We start from the raw sequence: 21735 nt of genomic DNA, 5'->3' as shown, positions 1-21735 counted from the left end.
TTTAATATTAATTAAAAACTAAAGATTATAATTTTTTAGTCTTAAGTTTTATAAAGCTCTCTAAAGACTTAAAAATAAAAAATAATTAACTTATGTCTATTCAACATAAGTTAACCAGTTATGAATGTCTTCGCTTCTTCCGTTTACTGCGTCGAAGTATTTTTCTTGTAACTCTTTAGTTACAGGGCCTCTTGATCCGATTCCAATTTGTCTGTTGTCTATTGCACGGATTGGAGTAACTTCAGCAGCGCTTCCGGTGAAGAATACTTCATCTGCAAGGTATAACCTTTCTCTTGAGATGGTTTCTTGGGAGACTTCATATCCTAAGTCTTTAGCAATGGTCATAATGCTGTCTCTAGTGATTCCTTGAAGGATGGAAGAGCCTAAGTCAGGGGTTACGATCTTGCCTTTTTCAACTATGAATATGTTTTCTCCACTTCCTTCTGCAACATGGCCGTGGTAGTCTAATTGAATTGCTTCATCGTAGCCGTGTTCACCTGCTTCAAGGTTTGCAAGCTGAGAGTTCATATAGTTAGCTGCAGCCTTTGCAAGAACAGGTAAGGTACCTGGTGCTGGTTTTCTCCAGGTGGAAATACCAATGTTTGCACCTTGTTCCATTTCTTCTTCTCCTATGTATGCCCCCCATTCCCATACAGCAATGGTGGTTTCAACAGGACAGTTTAATGGGTTTACACCTAATTCGCCAAATCCTCTGTAGGTTATTGGACGAATGTAACAGCTTTTTAAGTTGTTTACTTTGATTGTTTCTATGATAGCGTCACAGATTTCCTCTTCAGTAAATGGAATGTCCATCTTATAGATTTTAGCAGAATCAAATAATCTGTGTACATGATCTTGAAGACGGAATACTGCAGGTCCGTTTTCAGTTTCGTAACATCTAATTCCTTCAAATACAGCAGATCCATAATGGATTACGTGGGAAAGAACGCTGATTTTAGCATCTTTTAATGCAACAAATTCCCCATCCATCCATACTTTACCATTTTCATCAAATGCCATTTTTTCACCTTTTTAATTATTAAAATGTATTGTAGTTTAAATATGAATATTTTTTTAGAATTATTTGGAAAAATTCTTTATTTTTTAATATTTTGCTTTTTAAAATTGATTTAAAGAATTCTTTAGTTTTTATTAAAATAATTCCTTTATTAATTATTTATTACTTATAATTTAAATATATTGCTTAATAATAAGGTTTTTTATAGACTTTTTATTATTTTAATCTCAATTATCTGATTTTTAATTTTCTTTTTATTTTAAAAAATTTCATTCATCGAAAGTTTTAAATAATAGGTTAACTATATTTATAATGTAGTATGGTTCCGTGGTCTAGGGGTATGATATCTCGCTTACAACGAGAGGATCGTGAGTTCGAATCTCGCCGGAACCACTTAAATTCTTTTTTTATTCATTTGTATTTCAATGGTTCCGTGGTCTAGGGGTATGATATCTCGCTTACAACGAGAGGATCGTGAGTTCGAATCTCGCCGGAACCATTTTTTTTTAAACTATTTTTCTAAATCTTTATAATTTAAGTTATTTTAGTTATTTTTTTTAAACTATTTTTCTAAATCTTTATAATTTAAGTTATTTTAGTTATTTTTTTTAAACTATTTTTCTAAATCTTTATAATTTAAGTTATTTTAGTTATTTTTTTTAAACTATTTTTCTAAATCTTTATAATTTAACTTATTTTAGCTATTTTTTTAAATCTTTATGATTTAATAGTTGTTATAAAGTGAGAATTAAGAAATTTTAAGAAAATTAATTTAGAAATTTTAAGAAAATTAATGATAAAAACAGTAGAATTTAGATGATGTGAGTGAATTACTTAAATAAGATATTTTTAAGAAAAATCAGTAAAATTAGAAATTTAAAAGATTTAAGTAGAAAAGAAATTTAAATCAAAAAAATAAGAAGATAGACATTGGATGTTATCTTCTTATTTTTAAGATATGTAATTTCTTTTTAAATTTGGTGAAACTATTTATAAATATGAAAAGAAGATAAATGCAAGATTTATCTTCTTAATTTTGAACTGATTAAATGAATATTCAAAAATTAAAAAAGATTAGGCTTTTTTTTTACTAGAATGCAATCAGTATTATCATCAATACCACTAAGGAAATAAAGAATATGATTGTTCCTTTTACAAGTACATCGGAGCCTCTGTCTGTATAGAAGACTAGTCCATAAGATAATACCAATGCAACTGCAAGTTCAGTTAATCCTAAATATCCTGTAGGGACTTTAACTATGCTTCCAAGTATGAATGCAATCAGATAAGCAACAACTATTACAACAATGATTGAAACAATTGTATTTCCAAGTATTGGCTTAATCATTTCTTTTAAACCGCCACTTGATCTGCTTTCATTTCTTGAGAACTTAGATAAAGCATTGTCCCTTGAAGATATGAAATTTCTTGAAGGACTTTTGTTTCTACTGACAGTTGTGGTTCTGCTATTTCTTTGTCTGTTATTATTATTGTTTGTATTTTTTGTGTATCCTCTTGAATTTAAGCTGCTAAGCTTTTCAGTCGCTTTATTTCTAGAGAATAGACTTCTGCTATTGGAACTAGGTTTGGAATTTACATATGGGTCTCGATTGTTTGCAATCAATAATCCATTATAGTTGGATTCATTGCTAGGGTGCCTATTAAGGAATTCAGCCCTATATAAGTCATCATCATACGCGCTGTATCCGCTTAAGTCAATTCCTCCCACCTGATTTTCATAATAATCGATATCTGATTCATATTCCTCATAGCTGTCATATGGATTTGGGACTCTATTGAGTCCGGCATCATATTGGGTGCCATTTACATTGTCTATGTAGTCACGGCTTACATCCCTATTATAGAATGAATCCCTATCGATATTAGCAGGACTTTCCTTTCTAAGTCTTACCGGTTCATTTTCCTGTTTTTTCTTGTTGTTGTATTTTTTAGCTAAGGCTACAAGATCGTTTCTGTCTACCAATTTGATTTTCCTCTCTTCAGCATATCTTTTTGCCTGTGAGGAGAATCCTGAACTTGTGACAACGCTGACCTTTGATGCCTTAAGTTTCTTTCCGATAACTTCCATTTCCTTTAAGACATCGATTCCAACTTCCCATTCCTTGTCATAGTTTTTGCATGCAACAACCATACCAAAATCGCCCATTGATGTTGGCAAGACTGCATATATATCTACGGTCTGTTGGGAAGTTTTAAAGTTCTTATAGACTTTAAAGCCAGAATCTTCAAGCACTTTAGCTATAAAATTAACTAATTGTGGCTTTTCCACGTTTTCACCTAATCTATTTTTTAATATAATATATTTATATTTTTTCAATATATATAATTTTATTTTATTATTCAGCTTGGGAGTTGTTACTTTTAAAGTTTATGTTTTTCAAAAACCTTCTTAAAGATGGTCTTTTAAGATATTTTTTATACTTTTTGTGTTGACTTTTCTAGAATTTTTTCTAGATATTTTTCTATACTTTTTGTGATTGTTTTTCTAGATATTTTTCTAAACTTATTACGATGATTTTTCTAGAATTATTTAAAAATAAATAAATTAATTAATATGGAAAAACATAGATAAAAATATTATAATTTAAAAAATTTAATTTTAAATTAAATCTTAAAATGCTATTTTTAAAAAAGCTAAATTAAACTTAAGGCTTAATTTTAAAAAAGCTAAATTTATTAAAATCAAATATTTTATTTAAAAAAAGACTAACGGTTTGTTTATTATGTTATCTATTGGTCAATGTTACTTAGAATTTGTTAATAAAATCCTTAAGGAAGGTAAAGAAACCTATAAGGACAGCGATCATCATCTTAAGGAATATCTTGGTAATTATTACTATATTGATGATCCTCTTGACTTGAAATTCAGAGCTAAATATCAGCATATGACTCCAGAGCTTATGTTAGAGGAAATCAAGAAGGGAAGATATGATATTGACGCCTGTCCAATTAAAGGTGATGCTTTATATGAATATGTAAAGTCTTTTGAAATAAGAGACGATCAGGGCTTTGTCTATACTTATCCTAATCGTATCCTTGAGCATTTTGGTGTAGATCAGTTTGAAGTTATGAAAGAGAGAATCCTAACAGCTACAGGAAGTAACAGAGCTGTTGCTGTAACCTACGATCCTAAATTGGACCATGATAGGGAAGACATTCCATGTCTCCAGTTTGTACAGATGCTTGTTAGGGATGGGGAATTGACTATCCATGTAATATTCCGTTCCAATGACATCTTTGGAGCATTCTACTCAAATATGTTCTTCATATGTTATATGGGAATAAAGATGAAAGAGGAAGTCAATAAGGAGATTATGGGAGAGAAATTGAACTTTGGCGGTATCCATTATCACTCTACCTCAGGGCATATCTATAATAATGATATGAGGGCTGCTAGGAAGTTGATTTCTGCTAATAAGGCTGCTCTTAAATAGATTTAGCAATTTAATTACTTATTGGTTTTTATTTATTCATTGTTTTTTATTAGACATTTAATAAATAATTAAATGCTTTAGGCTTGATTCATTCAAGCCAAAAATTCTTTTTTTATTAAGCAATTATTTCAATTTTTTTTAAATCTTACTTAAATAAATGATTCATATGAAAATTTTATTATCTAACGATGACGGTGTAAACGCTTCTGGAATTCTTGCTGCAAAGCATGCAGTTGAAGACTTGGGAGATGCAATTATTGTTGCACCATCTAATCAGCAAAGCGGAATTGGGCATGCATTAACTCTTTTTGAACCATTAAGAGTAAATAAGGTTATTTTAGCCGACAATGACATTGGATATGGAGTTTCTGGAACTCCGACTGACGCTGTAACAATCGCTCTTTTCGAGCTTCTTGACGAATGTCCTGATTTGGCCATATCTGGAATAAACACTGGTATGAACACTGGTAAGGCAGAGCTAACCACTTCCGGCACTTTAGGAGCTGCCATCGAAACAGCCACATTCAATATTCCGACAATTGCAGTAAGCCAGCATGTTTCAGATGATGACTTGAAGTTTGATGAAGGGGAAATAGAGATAGATTTTTCATCTAGCGTCAAGGTCTTAAGGGAGCTTGTAAAAAAGATAATCAAAGACGGCTTTCCTAAAGGCATAGACATTTTAAATCTTAATGTTCCTAGCCATCCTGATTCCTATGAGCCTGTGATTTGCCCTTTAGGAGATAGGATGTATTGGCCGGTTGTAGAGAAAAGACATGATCCAAGAGGCAGGGAGTATTATTGGATTAATGGAGATGAATATGTGGGAAACCCTAAAGATTCAGATATTGATATTTTAAATCAGAATATACCTACAATCACTCCTTTGACTTTGGACATGACTCATAATATGGATTATTTAAGAGAGTGGTATGGTTAGAGAGATTTAGGTTATTAAATAATACTTATGGTGATTTGGGCTTTTAAATAATACTTGGGGAGATTTGGCCTTTTAAATAATGTTCTAGATAGATTTAAATCCCTAATAAAAATTTTATTTCATAATACACAAACAATATATAATATAAGATACAAAGTAAATCTAATTAAAAATATTTTTTAAAAATTTTTGGAGACATAATATGGCAATTAATCAACTTGAAGCTACATTACAAGCTGTAACTCATACATTAGCTAAATTGGAAAAAGAAGGATGTAGTGATGAAAAATTATTAAAAGAACTTAGAGAAGAAAGAGATAAACTTTTGCATGAATTAAATCTTAATTAATTTTTTTGGTTTTTCAAATAAGTTTATTACACATTAAAAATATAATATTAATATCACTCATTGATAATAATTTCTAATGTTTATATTTTTTAAAGTTTTGAGGTATTGTAATGGCTAATGATAATTTTCAAGTAAACAAGCAATTTGCTAAATTTAAAGGTAAAAATGTCCTTATAGGACTAAAGAATTGGGAAGAAGTTGAAGGAAAAATTATCACCATTGATAACTTTTTAAATTTAGTCTTAGATGATGGAAATGGTTTAAAAGTTATTAAAGGTGGAAAAGTAGCATTTATTTCTATTCAAGAATAATTTCATTCTTTCTTTTTTTCTTATATTCATTTCACTACTTTTATTAACTCTTTTTAATAATTTTTAACTCTTTTAGGCTAGTTTTTAGCCCTCTTTGTTTTGTTTTATATTATTCAAACTAATTTTTAAGTCAAAAAAATAAAATCTACAAAAATGTAGATTTTAATTAAAGAATTTTTTATAATTCATTTTTAAGCTTGTTTTCTTCGATTATTATAAGTTAATTTTAACTATTTTTTTTAAGCATTATTTTAACTTTTTTTTAACTGCATGCATCCTCTATGGATTCTCTAATGCTATTAATGTCATTGCCTAAAAGAAGAGCTAAAAACATTGCTCCGCCAGCTCCTGCACCTTCTTTTATATATCCTTTAGTATAATTCTTCAATCCTTCAACTTTGGATATTTCAAAGTTTGGATTAACTGCATTTACAGTTATATCATCTATCTGGCTGATTATATCAAGAATATTAGCAGTCTCATCCTTTACAACAAAGGATGTTGTAGCAAGACAGGTGTTTGAAAAGTCGAATTCATCATCCAATGCCTTAACTATTGCGCAAGCTGCAGTTAGCTGAGTTCCTCCAGCTAAAACTACAGGCACACTGGAACCCATTATAAGTCCTGCAACTGCTGGAAGCATAGGATCTCCAACAGCGTTGACAACATCAAATGGATTATTGTCCTTGCTTGGAACAATCCCTGCATTCTTTAATCCTTCATCAACAAGCTCATTTTTCATCTCATGTGGATTGGTGTTCATGCATCCGCTTACCTTTCCTTTCGCATCATATCCGAGGCCAACTAATACTCCAAGGGCAGTGGTTGTCCCTGCTGGTAAGCTTTCTCCAACAACGATATATCCATGCTTTTCAGATAAAATCTCTCCTAGAGAGTATCCTTTTTCAAAGAGTTCCTCTGAGTCTTCGACAGCCTTTCCAGTGCGTATGTCCATTCCATGCTTTCCGTCGCTAATGTCAAATACATCAGTTTGTGCCTTTATTTCGCTTCCGGCATCAAGAACCATAACCGGACAGTCGCATAGGGCAAGGGAACCTTTTGTAATCATGGAAGGAGTTGGAGTGACAACCTCTCCGATGACGGTCTGTGGTATGTCCTTCATGCATTTGACCTCTCCCTCTAGGATAAGCTCTGCATCCCCTGCAGGTGTGTATTTGGTCAGTTCTGGAGTAGCTCCTGCTCCTGTAAGTCCTGGGATTTTAGATGTTTCTGTTGTAGCTATTGTACATATAAAAATAGGATTCTTTAAGTCTTTAAGTTCATCTACGATTTTATCTGAGCCGTATGTCTTTAATCCTTCAATCATTTTATCATCTTATAAGTTTTAATTGTTTTTTTTAGAATTTTTTATAATCTTTATTAATAATTTTACTCATTCATATAATGCTGATTTAGTAGTTTTAATCATTAATTAATGATTTTTAGTCCTTAAAAAGCATTATATGGTTTTTAATGCCATTTATTATTTATGAAGTCAATTATAAACTCTACAAATATTAATTGGATAATAAAATATTAATATCTTTCTATGATTGTTGATTTTGATAATTGGATAAAATAAGTGAAAAACATAAGAAACATAAGTAACATAAGAATCATAAAAATTTTTTATGTTTTTTATGTTTTCAATGAAAATTTTTAAATATCCTAAAAGGCATAAGATAGATAAAGAATAGACATTCAAATTTTTAAATATCCTAAAAGGCATAAGATAGATAAAGAATAGACATTCAAATTTAGCATAATGTTTGAATTTTGGATAAAAATTATAAATGTATGTTTATAAATTAAATAATAGAAATTAAATCTAATAATTTTTAAATAGGTGCATTGAAAGTGATATCTTTAGGAATTGAAGGAACTGCAGAAAAGACGGGGATTGGAATTGTAGACAGTGATGGAAATGTATTGGCTATGGCTGGAAAGCAATTGTACCCTGAAGTTGGAGGGATTCATCCACGTGAAGCTGCTGAACATCATGCTAAATGGATTCCACAGCTAATTCCACAGGCAATGGAAGAGGCAGGCCTTGATTATAAGGATATTGACTTAATCTCATTTTCACAAGGGCCTGGACTTGGTCCTGCACTTAGAATCGTAGCAAGCTCTGCTAGAAGTCTTGCCCTTAGCTTAGGAATTCCTATTGTGGGAGTTAATCACTGCATTGGCCATGTGGAGATAGGAAAGCTTGATACTGGGGCAAAAAACCCTGTAACATTATATGTAAGCGGTGGAAACAGTCAAGTCATTGCATATGAATCTGGCAGATACCGTATTTTTGGAGAGACTTTAGACATTGCAATAGGAAACTGTCTTGATCACTTTGGCCGTGAGACCGGCCTTGGACATCCTGGAGGCCCTGTTGTTGAAAAGCTTGCTAAAGATGGTTCTTATATTGATTTGCCTTATGTTGTAAAGGGCATGGACTTTTCTTTCTCTGGACTTTTATCCTCTGCACTTCGTGCCCATGAGAATGGTGAGAGAATAGAGGATATTTGCTTTTCCCTTCAGGAAACTGCATTTGCAATGCTTGTTGAGGTAACAGAGCGTGCACTGGCTCATACTGAAAAGGATGAGGTTCTATTGTGTGGAGGAGTTTCAGCAAACAGCAGGCTTAGGGACATGATGAAGATTATGGCAGAAGAGCATTATGCTAAGTTCTATATGCCTGAAATGAAATATTCTGGGGACAATGGTGTAATGATTGCTTGGCTAGGTCAATTGATGTATGATAACTTCGGTCCACTTGACATTAAGGACACTGCAATCATACAAAGGTTCAGGACTGACGAAGTGGATGCTCCTTGGGTAGATAACAGAAAGGAAAAGTTAAATCTTCCAGAAGAATTAAAGGCAAAGGGTGCCGAATCTGATATTTTTGAAGCAAAATGGCTTGGAATGGACGCTATTGTAAAGCAAAGGGTCTCTAAATCATATAGGATAAGAGAAATTGATGATAAGATAAGAAGGCAAAGAACTAAAAGCGAAGCTAAAATCCTTTCAGATGTTAAAAAGACAGGTATAAGAAGCCCTATTTTGTATGATATCAATTTGGATGAGAAATATATAGTTATGGAAAAGCTAAATGGACCTCTTGTTAAGGATGTGATGCATAAATTGGATTATGATAAAAGGAAGGAATTATCTTATGCAATTGGGGAAAACATTAGATTATTCCATGATGGAGACATAATCCATGGAGATTTGACTGGTTCTAATATGATCTTGTTAAGCGATGATTCTAATGACTCTAATGATGATTTCTCTAAATCTGATGACGATTTCAATAATGGCGTTAATTTAGATAATCTTGATTTTGCAAACAATTTAGCTATTTTTGACTTCGGCCTTGGAAAGTATTCAGATTTATTGGAAGATAAGGCAGCAGACCTCTTGGTTTTAAAGAAATCATTCCAAAGCATAGATTATGATATAGCAAATGAATGCTTTAATTGGATATTGGAATCTTATGGTTCCGATAAGATAATTGATAATATTGCAGATATTGAAAGCAGGGGCAGATATACTCATTGATTTTATCTTTTTTAATGTATTTTCATAATTGCTATTGAAATGGGGGTTAATAAGCCTTTATTTTTCTATTTTAAATAATTTTTATCTTTTTTTCATTCTTTTTAAAAAATCGTTTCATGTTTTTTATCTGATTAGATAAATTTATTAAAACATTTTCATATAATTAAAACTATGATAACATTTATAACTGGGAACGAACATAAAGTAATAGAAGCAGAGAATATTTTTCAAATTTTTGGTGTTAAACTCGAGCATATTGATTTAGGTTACATGGAACCTCAAGGAACCCTTGAGGATGTTTCTAAATTTGGTGCAAAATATGCTTGCCAAGAATTAAATAGACCTGTGATTGTGGAAGATGCTGGTTTATTCATAAGAGCTTTAAACGGTTTTCCAGGAACTTATTCATCTTATGTGCAAGATTCACTTGGAAATGAAAATATTTTAAAACTTATGGATGGAATTGACGATAGATACGCTGAATTCAGGTCAGTTATTGGGTATTGCGCTCCCAATTCTGAGCCCAAGGTCTTTTTAGGGCGTGTCAAAGGTCAAATCGCTCATGAAGAAAGAGGCAATCTAGGCTTTGCTTTTGATCCGATATTTTTAGTGCCGGAAGAGGGCAAGACCTTTGGAGAGCTTACTACTGAAGAGAAAAATCAGTTTTCACATAGAAGAAACTCTTTAGAGAAATTTATCAATTGGTATGTAAGCCAAGATGATGAATAATTTTATCATTTGCTATCTAGGCCAAGATGATGAATAATTTTTTAATTTTTTCTAAATTGTCATTTGACAAAGATAATTTAATCTAGGATTTTTTAAATTCCAATCTAATCTATGGTTCAACTATGGTATATGAAAGGATTTGAATAGTCATTAAGTTATTTTGCTTAGTCAAAAGGTTGATTTTTTAAAATAAAAGTTGTTTCTCATTTTACTCATTAATTAATTTTTTTAAGGAGTTTTAAAAAGACCTTACTATAAATAATCAAAAAACTTATTGGAGAGGATATTTATGGCAAGACCAGATTGGATTATGTATTCTAATGAAGAAATCGAAGAATTTATTGTTAAGTTTAAAAGAGAAGGTAAAACTGCAAGTCAAATTGGTATTATCTTAAGAGACCAATACGGAATTCCTAGCGTTAAGGAAGTAACCGGTGAGAAGATCACTGAAATCTTAAGAAGAAACGGACATGCAGATGAATATCCTGAAGATTTAATGAACTTAATTAGAAGAGCAGTAAATATCAGAGATCATTTAGAAGAAAACCCAAAAGACCTTCATGGTAGAAGAGGATTAACTATCATTGAATCTAGAATTCGTAGATTAGGTAGATACTATGCGGCAAATGGCCAATTACCAGAAGGATGGAGATACGATCCAACAAAAGCAGCACTTCTCGTCAAATAAATCTAGTGATGAAGAAAATGCTCTATTGTATAGGGCAGGTGTTGCATGTGATATGCTTAAGAAGCATATCGAAAATGAAGACATTATTAGATTAATTTCTCATAATGATGCTGACGGATTGTCAGCAGCAGGTGTTATAGCAAACGCCATTAAGGAAGAAGGCGGACAGTTTCACATAACTATTGTTCCTAGATTAAAGCCGGACGTTATCAGAGACGTATCTAAGGAAAAATATGAATTATATGTTTTCTCAGATATGGGAAGCGCTTGTATCAAGCAGCTCAATCGTCTTAAATCTGATGTGATTGTAGCAGATCACCACCAGCCAAGCGAGCACGAGCCAAAGGATAATCTCATTCATGTTAACCCTCACTTATTTGGAATCGACGGAAGTCGCCATTTAAGCGGAGCAGGCTCTAGCTATTTAGTGGTTAGAAATATGAACAAGAAGCATTTGGCTTATATGGCGCTTATCGGTGCTTTTGGTGATATGCAATGTGCCAATAGATTTACAGGCATAAATCAACTAATCTTAAAGGACGGCCAAGAAGCTGGAAACTTGGAACTTCATGAGGACTTAAAAATTGTTTCCAAGGCCCAAGAGCCTCTATACAAATCAATTGCTTATACCTTGAACCCTGCTTTGCCAGGATTAACTGGCAGATTGGATAACTCTCAAGAGCTCCTTGAGAAAATGGGGGTTTCATATGGCATAAGCTTCTTGGATTTGGAAGATGAGGAAAAGGATGTTGTTAAGGATGAGCTTGTAAAGGTCAATCCACAGATATTTGGTGACGTTTACAGTGTTCCAAGCGAACATCCTGTTTTAAGGGATCTGGAAGAGTATTCATCAATTCTTGATGCCTGTGGAAAGAACAAGGAGTATGGCTTGGCCTTAAGCATAATTTTAGGCGAAAGAGAAAAATCTCTTGACGAGGCTTTAAAACTTCAAAAGAGATATAGGGAAGACCTTACCAAAGGTTTTGAATGGATCAGCCGTGAAGGCGCTCAGCAATTGGGCAGTATCCAGTATCTTTATAGCGAAGATAAAGTTTTAAAAAGCATAATGGGTACAATAGCAGGAGTTGGAATGTCAGCTAAGATTCTAAGCGATGAAAAACCTGTCATTGGCTTGTCCAGACTTCATAATGATATAAAAGTCTCTGGAAGAGCAACCAGATTCCTTGTTGCACGTGGAGTTAATTTAGGCAAGGCTTTAGCTGATGCCTCTGTTAACTTTGGCGGACAAGGAGGAGGTCATGACATCGCTGCAGGTGCTATGATACCTTATGAGGCTAAGGATAATTTCTTACATTTGCTTGATCAGATAGTTGAAGATCAATTGCAATAGTTAAGCAATTCCCTTAGCTATTTCTTTTTTTAATGACTTTTAAGATTTTTTTTATCGTTTTAGTTATTTATTTCATCTATTTTTATATTTTAATAGTTTTTAAGCTTTGATAGTTTTTATTCAGTTAATTTGCTTATTTTTATATTTTAATGGTTTTTAAGCTTTGATAGTTTTTATTTAGTTAATTTGTCTATTTTTTTAGTTTTATTTATACTTTAAACTTTTATCATTTTAGCAATAGTTTTACTTATAGATTAAACTTTTTTAAAAGATTATAATTGTCAAAATTGTTTAAGCATGTGTAAAAATGCTCTTATATTCAACCATAAAAATAGTAGTGCAATTAAAATTTCCAAGTAAAAAACTCGAATTATAATAAAGTATTTTATAATCAAAATGCATAAATTATAATATTAGATATTTAATTATTATCGATTTATTAAGATTATTTTTTTTTTATTAGATACTGGAAGTAATGTTATGGATATTGGAAAACTAGTTGGAAATACACCAATGATTAGGATTGATTATGAATACGAAGGAAAAACTGGCAGTATTTATACTAAACTTGAATTTTACAACTATTCTGGAAGCATAAAGGATAGGATAGCATTATATATCATTGAAAAAGAAAAGGAAAGAGGCAATCTTAAGGATGGCCAAGCGATTATAGAGGTTACTAGCGGTAATACTGGAATAGCATTCAGTGCAATCGGTGCGCTATTTGGCCATGAGGTTCACATATTCATGCCTGATTGGGTCTCTCTTGAGAGAAGAAAGCTTATTCAAATGTATGGAGCTGAAGTTCATCTTGTCTCAAAAGAGGACGGAGGATTCAAGAAGGCTCTTGAGCTTGTAGATGACTTTGCAGATGAAATCGGTGCATATAAGCCTCTTCAGTTTGACAATGAACTTAATGTGGAAGCCCAATATGAAACTACAGGCCAAGAGATCATTGATGATCTTCCAGATGTAAATGCCTTTGTTTCAGGAATAGGAACTGGCGGAACTCTTATGGGAATAGGCAAAAGATTAAAGGATTATAATCCAGAATCTAAAGTATTTGCATTGGAGCCAAGTACATTATCCATTCTTAAAATGGGTATGGATGAAGGCAGTCACCTTATTGAAGGAATCGGAGATGATTTCATTCCGGGAATCGTTGATGAGGACGTAATTGATGATATTGTCTTAATACATGACTGCGATGCAATCAATATGTCAAAGATAATTGCACAGAAGCTTGGTTTAGGAATTGGAATCTCAAGCGGAGCTAACTTCTTGGCAAGCGTCATAATGGATAATGATGACTTGAAGATTGCTACAGTATTTCCAGATGACAATAAGAAGTACATAACTACTAAATTGTCTGAGCCGATTGATGAAAATCCTGAATTGATTTCTAATAAGATTAATATTATTGATTTTGAAGTGGTCTAAATCACTTTTAACGGCCCTTTGAGACGTAAAAGCTGGACTAAAAATTTTATTACATATATGGTACAAATGCCCTTAATTTTAATTATTGGGGGTAAATACCCTTAATTTTAACTCTTAGGAGTAAATACATTTTATTTTAACTATTTGGACTAAATACTTATGATTTTATTCATAAAACACGAGGAATTTTATGTTTTTAACTAATGAAGAAGAAAAGATGGCTAATGGAGAATATGGAGAGACCATTAGAAAAAGCATGGACATACTTATTGCTTTAGGAGACATTTATGGTGCCGAGAAGTTCGTAGACATTAAGTCTGCGCAGGTCTCTGGAGTGTCCTATAAGACTATAGGTCAAGCCGGACTTGAATACCTTGAAGACCTTGCAAGCACTTCTGAAATCATATATAATGAAAATGGCACAATCAGCGATAAAAGCGGGATAGCAACAATCTCTGCTACACTTAATCCTGCTGGAACTGACCTTGACAACTGGGAGGACTTTGGTTTTCCAGCTGATTTTGCTCGAAAGCAAGTAGATATCTGCAATGCATATGGAGCTCTAGGAATAAGCACAACCTGTACCTGCACTCCATATCTCATTGGAAATGTTCCAAGGTTTGGAGATCATGTTTCCTGGTCTGAATCATCTGCTGTGGCTTATGTCAATTCTGTTATTGGGGCTCGAACCAATCGTGAAGGAGGTCCTGGGGCGCTTGCTGCAGCTATTGTGGGAAAAACTCCTTTATATGGCTTCCATTTAGAGGAAAATAGAAAGGCCAATCTTCTTGTTGAAGTGGAATCAGAGCTTGAGAGAGCCGACTTTGGCGCTTTAGGCTATGCAGTAGGTCAGATAGTTAAAGATGGAATTCCTTATTTTAAAATGCAAAACAAACCTTATGAGGTATCCAATGGCAATCTAAAGGCACTTGGCGCAGCACTTGCTTCAAGTGGTGCCGTAGCACTTTACCATGTGGAAGATGTCACTCCGGAATTTGCAAATGCAGCTATTGATGATGTGGAGAATAAGATTACAATCACTAAGGATGATATAGTAAGTACTAGAGAGAAATTATCCACTGCAGATGGCTATGCAGATTTGGTTTGCTTAGGCTGTCCGCATGCTTCCCTTGAAGAGGTAAAGGAAGTTGCTGAGATAGTTAAGGGTAAAAAAATTAAAAATGAGCTTTGGGTCTGCACTTCAATTAATATTAAAGAGGCTGCTAAACGTTTAGGCTATCTTGAGACAATTGAAAAGGCAGGTGGTAAGATCTGCTGTGATACATGTATGGTAGTTGCTCCTATCGAACAGATGGGCTATGAAGTGATTGGAGTTAACTCTGCAAAGGCAGCCAATTATGTCCCTTCAATGTGTGGATTAAGGGTAATTTATAATGATATAGAGGATTTATTGGACTTTGAATAGTCTAATTTTTTTGTTTTTGTCTAAATGAGGGGTTTAATCCTTTTAGAGGATTAATTCTCTAATTTTTTTCATTTAATATTTTTTCTTTGCTTAAGCCACTTATTCTTACAACTTCATCTACACCATATTCTTTAACAAGTTTCCTTGCTAGTTCTAGTTTTCCTTCTTGTCTTCCTTTTTCTTCTCCTTCTTGTCTTAGTCTATCTTCATATTCTTTTTCTAGATTTATTAGTTTTGTCATGTTTATCAGTCCTTCTAAGCGATTTATTTCTTCTAATGTTCCGCCATATTTGTTTATAAGGCAGTCTAAACATCTTGCTAATTGTATTTTCACTCTTCCATTTTTCATTTTTATTTTATTAAATAGGATGCAAACTTCTTCAATGACTTCATTTCCTTTTTGGCCATACATTCTAGGGATGCTGATTAGTTCATACCCTTCTACATCAGAAAAATATCTCTTCTGGTTAAAACTTATTAAACTGTTAAAATAGCAAGGATAATTTGAGTTTTTTCTTGGAGGGAAGTTATAGTAAAAGATTTTTTTCAATTTTAGAAATCTTGGAAACTTTATCCACACCTAGTTCTTCAACAAATTGTCTTGCTAGTTCTAGTTTTCCTTCTAGTCTTCCTTCTTGTCTTCCTTTTTGTCTTCCTTTTTCTTCTCCTTCTTGTCTTAGTCTATCTTCATATTCTTTTTCTAGATTTATTAGTTTTGTCATGTTTATCAGTCCTTCTAAGCGATTTATTTCTTCTAATGTTCCGCCATATTTGTTTATAAGGCAGTCTAAACATCTTGCTAATTGTATTTTCACTCTTCCATTTTTCATTTTTATTTTATTAAATAGGATGCAAACTTCTTCAATGACCTCATTTCCTTTTTCACCATACATTCTAGGGATGCTGATTAGTTCATACCCTTCCAAATCAGAAAAATATTCTCCTCTTTCATATTTTTCTTGAAATTCTTTTAATTTAGCTTCACCATCCATTTCATCATAAGATTTTATAATTGGCTTAAAGACGGTATTTCCAGATATGTAACATGTCTTACATCTTTTTAATGGAATAGGGGTTGTTATGACAGAATAAACTGGTAATCCTGATTCATAATGAATGATATAATTATATTCAAAATCTTTTGCTAAAGTCTGTTTATCTACTTTTGAACTTTCATCTTCAATGTCGATAATCATTTTTCCTTTTTCATTGTGGAGGCATTCTGCTAATTGAGGGATCTCTTCAGTTTCCTTTTCACTTACAAAAACTTCATATGAGCTTTCTAGAACTTCAGATTCTTCCATTTCTAATTCCAAATCAACTAATATAGTTGCATCAGTTTTTCTTTCCTTTCCAAAAAAGTCAGGATATTGGTTTGTTCTGCTGTTTACATATCTGCCTGGGAGTTTAAGAAAACTATGCATTACTCTTCCAAGGTATGTATTGCTTCTTTTTATAAACATGTCCTCTGGATTGTACATTTTTTTGGGTCGTTTCATAGTATCTGCTCGTTTATATTTTTCCCCTATTTTTTTGCAAGAAATTTTATTTCACCTAGGCATCCCTATTTTTGGGGGTGTAGTTAAAGGTATGAACGAACAGATATATAAATATTTTGCTTTTTAGAGCATTTAATAGTCTTTATATTAAATATAAAGTATTTATATTGCTTCTTTAACACTTTTACATCAAAATTGATTTCATTTCGTAAAATTGACTTCATAGTGTTAAATTGATGTCATCGTGTGAAAGTTGTACGAAAGTGTGAAATTGTTGTCATTTCGTAAAATTGATGTCATCGTGTGAAAGTTGTACGAAAGTGTGAAATTGTTGTCATTTCGTAAAATTGATGTCATCGTGTGAAAGTTGTATTAAAATGTGAAATTGACTTCGTCGTGTGAAATTGTTGTCATTTCGTAAAATTGATGTGAGAGTGTGAAAGTTGTATGAAACTGAACTCTTGCTAGATAGTTTATAATTACTTTTATTTAAATATAATTGTTCTATTTTGAGTTTAAGTTTACTATATATAACTATTTATAAAAATGTCTGATATTTTTGACTTTTTTCTAATTTAAACAGCTTTAATTAAAATTTGATTTTTCTTAAAAAAATTAGTTTTTTACTAAACCCCTATAGACAAAATTTAATAAGCAAAATTTTATTAAAATTCTTTAAAATTGACTGATTTTTTAAAAAAGTTTAAGTTATATAAAAATAATAAATATTATCATATAAATTAATAAACCATAAGTTTTTAATAAGTTATTCATAATTTTATAAAAACTTATCAGATTTATTCAATAAAAATTCTTTAAAAAAATTAACCTTATATATAATCTAAATTTAAAACTATTGCATATTTGGAGTGTAAAAATGAATGTTATTGTTGTAGGAGCAGGAAATGCAGGTCGTCCTGTTGCAAGATTATTAAATTATGCTGGCCACACGGTTAAGATAACAGATCCCAAGAACATAGAAGACTTCCATATGGATGTTCAAAAGACATTAAGGCTTATGGAAAGCGAAGGAGTTGAATTGGACTTAGGAGTATTCAAGCCAAGTCTTGATGGAATAGACACAGTCTATCTCTCTCCAACAGTTCCTGAAAACTCTCCAGCCTATAAGATCATTAAGGAAGCTGATTTAGACGTATTCACCAATGATGACTTTGGCAGATTGGCAGACAGCTTCATTGACATTGACATAATCGGAATAACCGGCAGCGTAGGCAAGACCAGTACCACCCATATGGTGACTGAAATATTCAGAACTGCAGGTTATCAGGTTTGGATCTGCTCATCTATGACTCAAAACCTTGTAAGCGAAGTCATTGTAGACGGAATAATCAAGGGAATTCCTGAAAAGTCTGACATTGCTGTTCTTGAGCTTCCTCATGGAACAGCCGGCCTTATGGCAGAGCTTAAGCTTAAGGTTGGAGCACTCTTAAACATATATGAGGAGCACCTTTCAGAGTTCGGTGGCTCTATGGAAAGATACACCCAAAGGAAGATGTTCATTGCCAAAAACAGCGAAAACTTCATTACAAGCATTCACTGCAAGGACACCGTAAAGGAAGCAAGACCTGATGCAATCTTTTACGCAATGGTTAAGGACCTCCCTGCTTATGACCCATCCAAGAAATCACTCTTCTTTGACAAGATAGCAAACTTTGAAGAGATAGCTATCGGAGAAGGCCAAGTATGCAATTTCATTGGAGACAGTGCTAAAGGCGCTATTGAAATTGGCTATAAGTTTAGAAACAAGTCAAATGAGCTTAGAAAAGGAAGCTTCCAGTCTGAGTTCCATATGATGAGCTATTATTATGAGAATGCGGTGGCAGCAACTGCTATAGCAATGGCATATGGATTAAGCGTAGAGATAATCAAGGAAGGGCTTGCTAACTTCAAGGGTCTTTCTGTCCATATGGAGTATATTGGAGACTACAATGGTAGGGAAGTTTATATTGATGCATCATATCTTATTGAAGGTATTACAGTCGCTCTTGACTTTTTAGGAGATAGGAGTCTTGTTCTGCTTCTGGATAACTTTGATACTTCCACTTACAGAGATAAGAAGGAAACCGGTAAGCTTATGGGCAAATATGCTAATGTCATGGTTGCCACAGGATTTAATGAGGTTTATCAAAGGGTAGATCTTGAGCCTGCTCAAGAGCTATTGGATGCAGCTGTTGACTCAGATGCAGTTAAAGTTATAGCTGGAACCATGCAGGAAGGGGCTGAGCTTGCAATCAAGTATTCAAAGCCAGGAGATACCATTCTTCACCTTGGACCTCAATTGATGCAGGACCCTGAAGGAATTATGGAAAAGATAGTTACAGGCCTTGAGGAAGGTTGTAAGAAGTACAAATGAAGTTTAAATCTAAAAATTTAATTTTTTTTAGTTTTAAACTATTTATTTTTCTTTTTTCTGTGAATTAATTATTTTAAATAATTGAACTTATTGTTTATCTAAAAACTTAAATCTTGAAATATTATTATTTTATCATTGTTTTGAACTTATTATTCTAAATTTACTTCTTTTTTTTATTTATCTATGAGGTGTTTAAATTGCAAAGTTTAGAGCTCTCTGGTATGTCTGATGAAGAATTGAAAGGTCTTAACTTAGAGGGCAAGACCTTTGGCGTAATTGGAGTATGTGGCGTAGTTGGAAACCTTGTTGCTCGTATCATTATGGATAACGGATATGAGGTAATCGGTACAGACATCTCATCTAAGGAAGATTGCAGATTCTATTCATCCTTTGATGATTATGATATTGAAATATTCTTTGGAGGCCATCCAGATGAATTCTTTAAGCAAATAGACTTTATAGTTCCACCTCCAAGCATGAGTGATGATGCTAAGGTTTTAGAGCTTGCAAGAGAGAAGGGGATTGATATTCTTCATTTAGGAGATATTTTTAAGCTTTTCAAGGCAAACAAACCTATTTTATGCATTAGCGGCACTAATGGAAAGACCACCACAACAACTCTTTTAAAGCATATTGCATATTCCAATGGAATAAGCCCTGCCGAACACAATCTTAAGGGGATGCAGGGAAACAACGAATTTATTCCATCACTTCAGACAAGGCTTCATGGGGATGTGGCTATTTTGGAAACTGGAACAGACGGCACTCCTGGCGGATTGAAGTCTGTAATCGATTTGACCCATCCAAATTATGGAATCTTGACGAACATCACAATCGACCACCTGGTTGACCCTGATGACCATAAGGACGGCGTTGATGAAAGTCTAAGCGCAATTTCATTGGATATTGGTGACGATGAGGTATCCCATATCGACAGAGGATTTCTTGAATATGCGAGAGTTAAGGGTGAGCTTATAGAGGGAATCGAAGAAAACGACGGCCTATTGATTTACAATAGCGACGATCCTACCATTGTAGGGCTTTTGGATAAGTTGAACTACAGCGGCAAATCCATTAGCTTTGGGGTGGAAATCGATGAATTCGATAATTTTGAGTTGGAAATCGATGAATTCGATTTTGATTCCTCATTTGATTCTGTTTCCCCTATCAAAATCCACACAAAGCCATGCTGGTGCGGCAGAGATATTAAGATATATGAAACCATCTCAGGCAGCGGATTCTATGAATGCCAGTGTGGAATAAAGTATGAAAAGCCTGTTTACATTGCAAAGGATATAGATTTAATGAATCGCAGCTTCAATCTTGCATCTCGAGACGATGAGTTTGAATTTAAGCTGACACTTGATGGACTTCATAATGTATACAATGCAGTTGGAGCCATAATCGCTGCAAAAGAGTTTTTAGGCCTATCCAATCAGGATATTCAAAAAGGATTGTCCACATTCAAAGGTGTGGCTGGCCGTATGGAGATAATCGATAAAATAGAAGACACTACAATCATGGTGGATTATGCCCATAATCCTGCAGGGGTCGAGACCATATTGGATGCCATATCCAAGATATATGACAAGACTTGTGTAGTTATTACAGTCAGTTCGGAGTCAGGGGTTGAAGGGGACTTCGATATACTTGATTCAGCTATTGGAAAAGTGGATTATATTGTCCCTGCTTCACATGACTGCAGGTATGCTGCCGATAAGCTTATTGAGTTGACAAAGGAAAACAGGCAAGAAGAACTTCATTTAAATAGTGTTTATACTTTAGATGAGCTTTGCAAGACTTTTGTATTGACAGATGAGGATTTAAAGCAGGAATCCATTAAAACACTTGGAGCAAGCGAAGACCAGGTGATAGGAGGACTTAAGGAGGCATTGAACCTTGATACTGATATCATTCTCATCATCGGAGAAGCTGCATTTAAGTTTGAATCAGCTATTAAAGACTTCTGTGATAGTCTTTGATTGATTAGGTCCTGTTTTGAATATTTAATTAATCTAAATTGATTTATTTTTTTTATTTATTTTTTATTTTTCATTATTTTAGATTTAATTGTCTTTATAATGATAAGATATTGCTTTTTTTTATAAAAAATTTTTATTCTTTTTTATTTGTCTTTATTTTAGTTTTTCTTGTTTTTTTTGATTTAAGTTCAGTGCTTTTTTATAAAAAATTTTTATTCTTTTTTTATGTATAATCAACATTTATATTTTTTTTACTTATAATAAACATTTAGATTTACATTAATAAGGCAGTTTTTACAATCATTCAAATTTTTTTAGATTTTATAAACAATTAACTAACTATTTTTAAAAAACTAAAATAAAATTTATCTTTTCATTCATATCATTTAACAATATTTATATAATATTATGACTAAATATATAATCACTATTAATTATTTCGAGCGTTATCTATGATAAGTTAAATATGGAATATTAATTTAGTTATCTGTTCAATAATTGATTGATATTTTTATATTTCAAGACAATCAAAGGATATGAAAATGATTAGTAAGTACTAAATTTAAGGGGTGTACTGTAATTTCAGATAAAATAATTAAAATTAAATTCCTTTTTTTC

At 32.7% G+C, this 21735-nt stretch carries 16 protein-coding genes, 2 tRNA genes and 1 pseudogene; 14 read left to right on the top strand and 5 right to left on the bottom strand.

What is annotated here, in order from left to right; genetic code table 11:
* Positions 1-96: 96 nt before the first annotated feature.
* Complete coding sequence (locus MRU_RS10595) at positions 97-1020, bottom strand: branched-chain amino acid transaminase (RefSeq protein WP_012956905.1); 924 nt, start codon at positions 1018-1020, stop codon at positions 97-99.
* A 319-nt stretch (positions 1021-1339) separates the two neighbouring features.
* On the opposite strand from MRU_RS10595, the gene MRU_RS10590 reads away from it, so the two are divergent.
* Both MRU_RS10590 and MRU_RS10585 read left to right on the top strand, forming a co-directional pair.
* Positions 1340-1411, top strand: a tRNA-Val gene (locus MRU_RS10590).
* Between the two features lie 34 nt (positions 1412-1445).
* A tRNA-Val gene (locus tag MRU_RS10585) sits at positions 1446-1517 on the top strand.
* Between the two features lie 1353 nt (positions 1518-2870).
* Here the strand turns inward: MRU_RS10585 and MRU_RS12245 are convergent.
* Positions 2871-3308: pseudogene (locus tag MRU_RS12245) on the bottom strand (restriction endonuclease); the annotation flags it as partial.
* 454 nt (positions 3309-3762) lie between these two features.
* Here MRU_RS12245 and MRU_RS10575 point away from each other — a divergent pair.
* From MRU_RS10575 to MRU_RS10565, 4 genes are all read left to right on the top strand, one after another.
* Positions 3763-4473 carry a thymidylate synthase gene (locus MRU_RS10575; protein ID WP_012956903.1) on the top strand — a complete coding sequence of 237 codons (711 nt, stop codon included), beginning with the start codon at positions 3763-3765 and terminating at the stop codon, positions 4471-4473.
* Between the two features lie 166 nt (positions 4474-4639).
* Positions 4640-5413 carry a 5'/3'-nucleotidase SurE gene (gene surE / locus MRU_RS10570; protein ID WP_048812531.1) on the top strand — a complete coding sequence of 258 codons (774 nt, stop codon included), beginning with the start codon at positions 4640-4642 and terminating at the stop codon, positions 5411-5413.
* Between the two features lie 202 nt (positions 5414-5615).
* Entirely contained in the window at positions 5616-5762 is a 147-nt protein-coding gene (locus MRU_RS11975; RefSeq protein ID WP_012956901.1) for a hypothetical protein, read from the top strand.
* A 110-nt stretch (positions 5763-5872) separates the two neighbouring features.
* A complete protein-coding gene (locus tag MRU_RS10565) occupies positions 5873-6073 on the top strand; it encodes an LSM domain-containing protein (RefSeq protein ID WP_012956900.1) in 201 nt (66 codons plus the stop codon).
* A gap of 262 nt (positions 6074-6335) precedes the next feature.
* On the opposite strand, the gene cobT is transcribed toward MRU_RS10565, so the two are convergent.
* On the bottom strand, positions 6336-7400 hold the full coding sequence (gene cobT / locus MRU_RS10560; protein ID WP_012956899.1) for a nicotinate mononucleotide-dependent phosphoribosyltransferase CobT: 1065 nt from the start codon (positions 7398-7400) through the stop codon (positions 6336-6338).
* 530 nt (positions 7401-7930) lie between these two features.
* Here cobT and MRU_RS10555 point away from each other — a divergent pair.
* From MRU_RS10555 to MRU_RS10530, 6 genes are all read left to right on the top strand, one after another.
* Positions 7931-9628 carry a bifunctional N(6)-L-threonylcarbamoyladenine synthase/serine/threonine protein kinase gene (locus MRU_RS10555; protein ID WP_012956898.1) on the top strand — a complete coding sequence of 566 codons (1698 nt, stop codon included), beginning with the start codon at positions 7931-7933 and terminating at the stop codon, positions 9626-9628.
* Positions 9629-9799: 171 nt separating this feature from the next.
* Positions 9800-10357 carry an XTP/dITP diphosphatase gene (locus MRU_RS10550; protein ID WP_012956897.1) on the top strand — a complete coding sequence of 186 codons (558 nt, stop codon included), beginning with the start codon at positions 9800-9802 and terminating at the stop codon, positions 10355-10357.
* Positions 10358-10646: 289 nt separating this feature from the next.
* Positions 10647-11045: a 30S ribosomal protein S15 gene (locus MRU_RS10545; protein ID WP_012956896.1), complete on the top strand. Its 399-nt coding sequence runs from the start codon at positions 10647-10649 to the stop codon at positions 11043-11045.
* 52 nt (positions 11046-11097) lie between these two features.
* Positions 11098-12396 (top strand): single-stranded-DNA-specific exonuclease RecJ, encoded by a 1299-nt coding sequence (locus MRU_RS10540; protein ID WP_012956895.1) that lies wholly within the window; start codon positions 11098-11100, stop codon positions 12394-12396.
* A gap of 480 nt (positions 12397-12876) precedes the next feature.
* Complete coding sequence (locus tag MRU_RS10535; RefSeq protein ID WP_012956894.1) at positions 12877-13836, top strand: PLP-dependent cysteine synthase family protein; 960 nt, start codon at positions 12877-12879, stop codon at positions 13834-13836.
* Positions 13837-14026: 190 nt separating this feature from the next.
* Entirely contained in the window at positions 14027-15262 is a 1236-nt protein-coding gene (locus tag MRU_RS10530) for an aconitase X (RefSeq protein ID WP_012956893.1), read from the top strand.
* Positions 15263-15320: 58 nt separating this feature from the next.
* Here MRU_RS10530 and MRU_RS10525 read toward each other — a convergent pair whose 3' ends face one another.
* Together MRU_RS10525 and MRU_RS10520 are read right to left on the bottom strand one after the other, a co-directional pair.
* Positions 15321-15674, bottom strand: coding sequence for a hypothetical protein (locus MRU_RS10525; protein ID WP_012956892.1), 354 nt, complete (start codon positions 15672-15674; stop codon positions 15321-15323).
* A gap of 115 nt (positions 15675-15789) precedes the next feature.
* Complete coding sequence (locus MRU_RS10520) at positions 15790-16761, bottom strand: hypothetical protein (protein WP_012956891.1); 972 nt, start codon at positions 16759-16761, stop codon at positions 15790-15792.
* 877 nt (positions 16762-17638) lie between these two features.
* On the opposite strand from MRU_RS10520, the gene MRU_RS10515 reads away from it, so the two are divergent.
* Positions 17639-19135, top strand: a complete 1497-nt coding sequence (locus MRU_RS10515; protein ID WP_012956890.1) for a Mur ligase family protein — start codon at positions 17639-17641, stop codon at positions 19133-19135.
* Positions 19136-19332: 197 nt separating this feature from the next.
* Positions 19333-21117: a Mur ligase family protein gene (locus MRU_RS10510; protein ID WP_048812528.1), complete on the top strand. Its 1785-nt coding sequence runs from the start codon at positions 19333-19335 to the stop codon at positions 21115-21117.
* Positions 21118-21735 lie beyond the last annotated feature (618 nt).

It is taken from the genome of Methanobrevibacter ruminantium M1, assembly GCF_000024185.1.
GTDB classification, from domain to species: Archaea; Methanobacteriota; Methanobacteria; order Methanobacteriales; family Methanobacteriaceae; genus Methanobrevibacter; species Methanobrevibacter ruminantium.
This window is presented reverse-complemented; position numbering and strand designations above follow the sequence as displayed.

Bases quoted from the DNA above. Each gene is read 5' to 3' on its own strand.
- MRU_RS10530 (WP_012956893.1), top strand. From the start codon at position 14,027: ATGTTTTTAACTAATGAAGAAGAAAAGATGGCTAATGGAGAATATGGA.
- MRU_RS10535 (WP_012956894.1), top strand. From the start codon at position 12,877: ATGGATATTGGAAAACTAGTTGGAAATACACCAATGATTAGGATTGAT.
- cobT (WP_012956899.1), bottom strand. From the start codon at position 7,400: ATGATTGAAGGATTAAAGACATACGGCTCAGATAAAATCGTAGATGAA.
- surE (WP_048812531.1), top strand. From the start codon at position 4,640: ATGAAAATTTTATTATCTAACGATGACGGTGTAAACGCTTCTGGAATT.
- MRU_RS10515 (WP_012956890.1), top strand. From the start codon at position 17,639: ATGAATGTTATTGTTGTAGGAGCAGGAAATGCAGGTCGTCCTGTTGCA.
- MRU_RS10545 (WP_012956896.1), top strand. From the start codon at position 10,647: ATGGCAAGACCAGATTGGATTATGTATTCTAATGAAGAAATCGAAGAA.
- MRU_RS10540 (WP_012956895.1), top strand. From the start codon at position 11,098: ATGCTTAAGAAGCATATCGAAAATGAAGACATTATTAGATTAATTTCT.
- MRU_RS10550 (WP_012956897.1), top strand. From the start codon at position 9,800: ATGATAACATTTATAACTGGGAACGAACATAAAGTAATAGAAGCAGAG.
- MRU_RS11975 (WP_012956901.1), top strand. From the start codon at position 5,616: ATGGCAATTAATCAACTTGAAGCTACATTACAAGCTGTAACTCATACA.
- MRU_RS10575 (WP_012956903.1), top strand. From the start codon at position 3,763: ATGTTATCTATTGGTCAATGTTACTTAGAATTTGTTAATAAAATCCTT.
- MRU_RS10565 (WP_012956900.1), top strand. From the start codon at position 5,873: ATGGCTAATGATAATTTTCAAGTAAACAAGCAATTTGCTAAATTTAAA.
- MRU_RS10520 (WP_012956891.1), bottom strand. From the start codon at position 16,761: ATGAAACGACCCAAAAAAATGTACAATCCAGAGGACATGTTTATAAAA.
- MRU_RS10525 (WP_012956892.1), bottom strand. From the start codon at position 15,674: ATGTATGGCCAAAAAGGAAATGAAGTCATTGAAGAAGTTTGCATCCTA.
- MRU_RS10595 (WP_012956905.1), bottom strand. From the start codon at position 1,020: ATGGCATTTGATGAAAATGGTAAAGTATGGATGGATGGGGAATTTGTT.